Genomic DNA, 2,866 nt, shown 5'->3' on the forward strand with positions numbered 1-2,866 from the left:
ACCTTATACAAAACCGTTAGCTTTAATTGTGTAATTGAAAAATTAGTAATAACTTTGTAATAACAAAAACATTAAAGTTATGGAAGTTTCAGTAATACAAATAGGAAATTCGAAAGGAATACGTTTCAGTAAAACTATTCTTGAAAAATATAACATCAAAGATAAAGTAGATTTAATTCTTGAAAAAGGAAAAATCATTATTCAACCTTTATCAACTCCAAGAAAAGGATGGGAAGAATCTTTTAAGCAAATGGCGGAAAATGGAGATGATAAATTATTGTTTAATGATGTCTTTGAAGACGAAACCTTTGAAGAATGGAATTAAAACAATATGATATTGTCCTGATCAACCTTAATCCGACAGTTGGTAGTGAGATCAATAAAACTCGTCCTTGTGTAATTATTTCTCCAAACGAAATGAATAAGTATTTGAGAACAATTATTGTTGCTCCAATGACCACGAGTTCGAGAAATTATCCAACACGAATTGAAATCAAACATAATGATAAAATTGGGTGGATTGTTGTTGACCAAATAAGAACTGTAGACAAAACTAGAATAGTGAAACGTTTAGGAAAAATGTCGAAACCTGAAATCAAAGAATTTAAATCTGTAATGAAAGAAACTTTTGTAGATTAAAAAAACTAAAGCTAACACCGGCTAAACTTCATGCGGGTTTTGTGCTTACTTCAAAGTTTTATATATATTTACTAAGTCGCCAAATCTTGTTGATTTGGCTTTGTGAAAACCAAAGAAACAAATCCAAACAAAAAGCTTCGGCTTAGTACGTGTTCGAAAATCTTGTCGATTTTCAATCCCGCACAAAGCCTAGCCAAAACCGTTGTAGCTAATTACTGAAAAAAATGAAAATTGAATACCGAAACATAACTTCAAATGAAACCGATATTATAAATAAAATTTCAGATTGGTATTTTGAAGAATGGAAAATACCAAAAGAAAAGACGAATATAAGTTTAACTGAAAAAGATAATAGCAATGTCATTTTCCAGACTTTAATGACATATAAAAAAAATCTAATTGGTACTGGTGGTCTTTATCACAGAGTTGGAATCCAAAGTCGAATTAAGAAATATGAAAACTATTCTCCTTGGATTGCATTAATGTTTACTGAACCTCAAATAAGAGGAAAAGGTCTCGGAGGAAAATTATTAAATGAAATTGAATCAGAAGCTAAAAGGAAAGGGATTAAGAAAATATATTTATTTACTCATACAGCTGAATCACTTTATAAACGACAACACTGGAATGAAATAGATAGATATAATCTCGAAGGGAAAGATATTGCTATTATGGAAAAATCTATATAAAACTAGCTACAACACCGTATAAAATTAATGTGGGTTTTTAGTTTTAGCCCAAAGTTTTGTGTCTGTTTACTATGTCACTTATACTTATTTAATTATTTTTAGGTCGACAAGATAAAAACACAAAATAAGTATAAGCTTGTGGCTCGGCTGACAATTCTTCGATTGTCTACCTCCCACACTAACCTTATACAAAACCGTTGTATATAACGGGGGGATTTCAAAACAGAAATCCACACACAGTATCACAACGTTAGAAAAAACTCGGCGAACCCAGCAGTATCCGAAAATTATTCTGGAGAAATTATTTTATTTCAACCACTACTCTACTTATCCGAGAATTTTAAAGATAAATTTCAAATAAAAAGTGGAAAATATTTACGAGAATCTTACTCAAATGTTGAGAAAAAATCTTTGTGGAATTTAGATAATTACGGATTAAAAGTCTGATTAAAAATAATTATGAGATTTAGCAGCTTGCGGAGTAAATGGCGGATTAGAATATTTCCAAAAAAATAATGTCAACGTCCGAGAAATTTTCTTCCAAAAAAAAATACAGAAAAGGGATTCAAATAAAATCAAGAAATTTATAAAAAGACAAATTAGAGATTAATTAAAATTTGGAGAAAAACTAAGCTGCGTGTCCGCTATATACAACACCGCATAAAGTTAATGTGGGTGTTTTTGGCTTAATCAAAGGTTTTTGTCTGTTTACTGTGTCACTTATACTTATTTAAGTATTTTTAGGTCGACAAGATAAAAACACAAAATAAGTATAAGCTCAGTGCTAGGCTGATAATCTTTCGATTATCAACTCCCACACTAACCTTATACAAAACCGTTGTAAAACATATGAAAAATGAATTGGAAAGAATTAAATATCGACATTTATTTTTGGGATGGTTCTTGGCGAGACATCTTCATTTTAGATACGGACAGAAAGGACTGGAAAGTGTTTGTGGATTTCATCAATGAAAAATTTGATATTAAATGGTTCAACGAAAACACTCAAAAAACTGAAACTAAAATTAATTTTGAGAGATTGATAGATTTTTGGGACAAAAAAATTGAATGGAATAATACGGCAAATATTTACTTGGACAATATTCAAATTAACACACATTTTTTCACGGAAAACGAAATTGAGTTGGATATTGATCCAAGAGAGTTTAACGGAATAAATGACCACGAAAAACTTATGGAGTTTCTGACCGAATTGTCTAGTAGATTAAATAAAAGGATAAAAATAACGCCTGAAAATCATCATGAAATTGAACTTATTGGAATTGAAAAAAATAATATATCAATAAATTTTAGTTCAACTTTGGACAGTTTACCAATTAGAACAAAGGAATAAAAACATTTTACAACACCGTATAAAGTTAATGTGGGTTTTTATGGTTTACTCCAAAGGTTTGTGTCTTTTTACTATGTCACTTCTACTTATTTAAGTATTTTTAGGTCGACAATGATAAAAACACAAAATAAGTATAAGCTTAGTGTTAGGCTGAAAATCTTTCGATTATCAACTCCCACACTAA

Annotated in this window: 4 protein-coding genes; all 4 read left to right on the forward strand. The window is 29.8% G+C overall.

Annotated elements, in window-relative coordinates; translation table 11 throughout:
* Positions 1-79 precede the first annotated feature (79 nt).
* On the forward strand, positions 80-325 hold the full coding sequence (locus tag FGM02_RS07745) for an AbrB/MazE/SpoVT family DNA-binding domain-containing protein (RefSeq protein ID WP_139957797.1): 246 nt from the start codon (positions 80-82) through the stop codon (positions 323-325).
* Positions 316-639 (forward strand): type II toxin-antitoxin system PemK/MazF family toxin, encoded by a 324-nt coding sequence (locus FGM02_RS07750; protein ID WP_139957798.1) that lies wholly within the window; start codon positions 316-318, stop codon positions 637-639. Before FGM02_RS07745 ends, FGM02_RS07750 begins: the two co-directional genes overlap by 10 nt.
* Positions 640-863: 224 nt before the next feature.
* A complete protein-coding gene (locus FGM02_RS07755) occupies positions 864-1,328 on the forward strand; it encodes a GNAT family N-acetyltransferase (RefSeq protein ID WP_139957799.1) in 465 nt (154 codons plus the stop codon).
* Positions 1,329-2,184: 856 nt separating this feature from the next.
* Positions 2,185-2,682, forward strand: coding sequence for a hypothetical protein (locus tag FGM02_RS07760; RefSeq protein ID WP_139957800.1), 498 nt, complete (start codon positions 2,185-2,187; stop codon positions 2,680-2,682).
* The last annotated feature ends 184 nt before the right edge of the window (positions 2,683-2,866 follow it).

Origin of the sequence: Flavicella sediminum (genome assembly GCF_006381105.1) — a bacterium.
Taxonomy (GTDB): domain Bacteria; phylum Bacteroidota; class Bacteroidia; order Flavobacteriales; family Flavobacteriaceae; genus Flavicella; species Flavicella sediminum.

What these genes read in the sequence shown, in the direction of transcription:
- FGM02_RS07745 (WP_139957797.1), top strand. Translation starts at nt 80, where the DNA reads ATGGAAGTTTCAGTAATACAAATAGGAAATTCGAAAGGAATACGTTTC.
- FGM02_RS07750 (WP_139957798.1), top strand. Translation starts at nt 316, where the DNA reads ATGGAATTAAAACAATATGATATTGTCCTGATCAACCTTAATCCGACA.
- FGM02_RS07755 (WP_139957799.1), top strand. Translation starts at nt 864, where the DNA reads ATGAAAATTGAATACCGAAACATAACTTCAAATGAAACCGATATTATA.
- FGM02_RS07760 (WP_139957800.1), top strand. Translation starts at nt 2,185, where the DNA reads ATGAATTGGAAAGAATTAAATATCGACATTTATTTTTGGGATGGTTCT.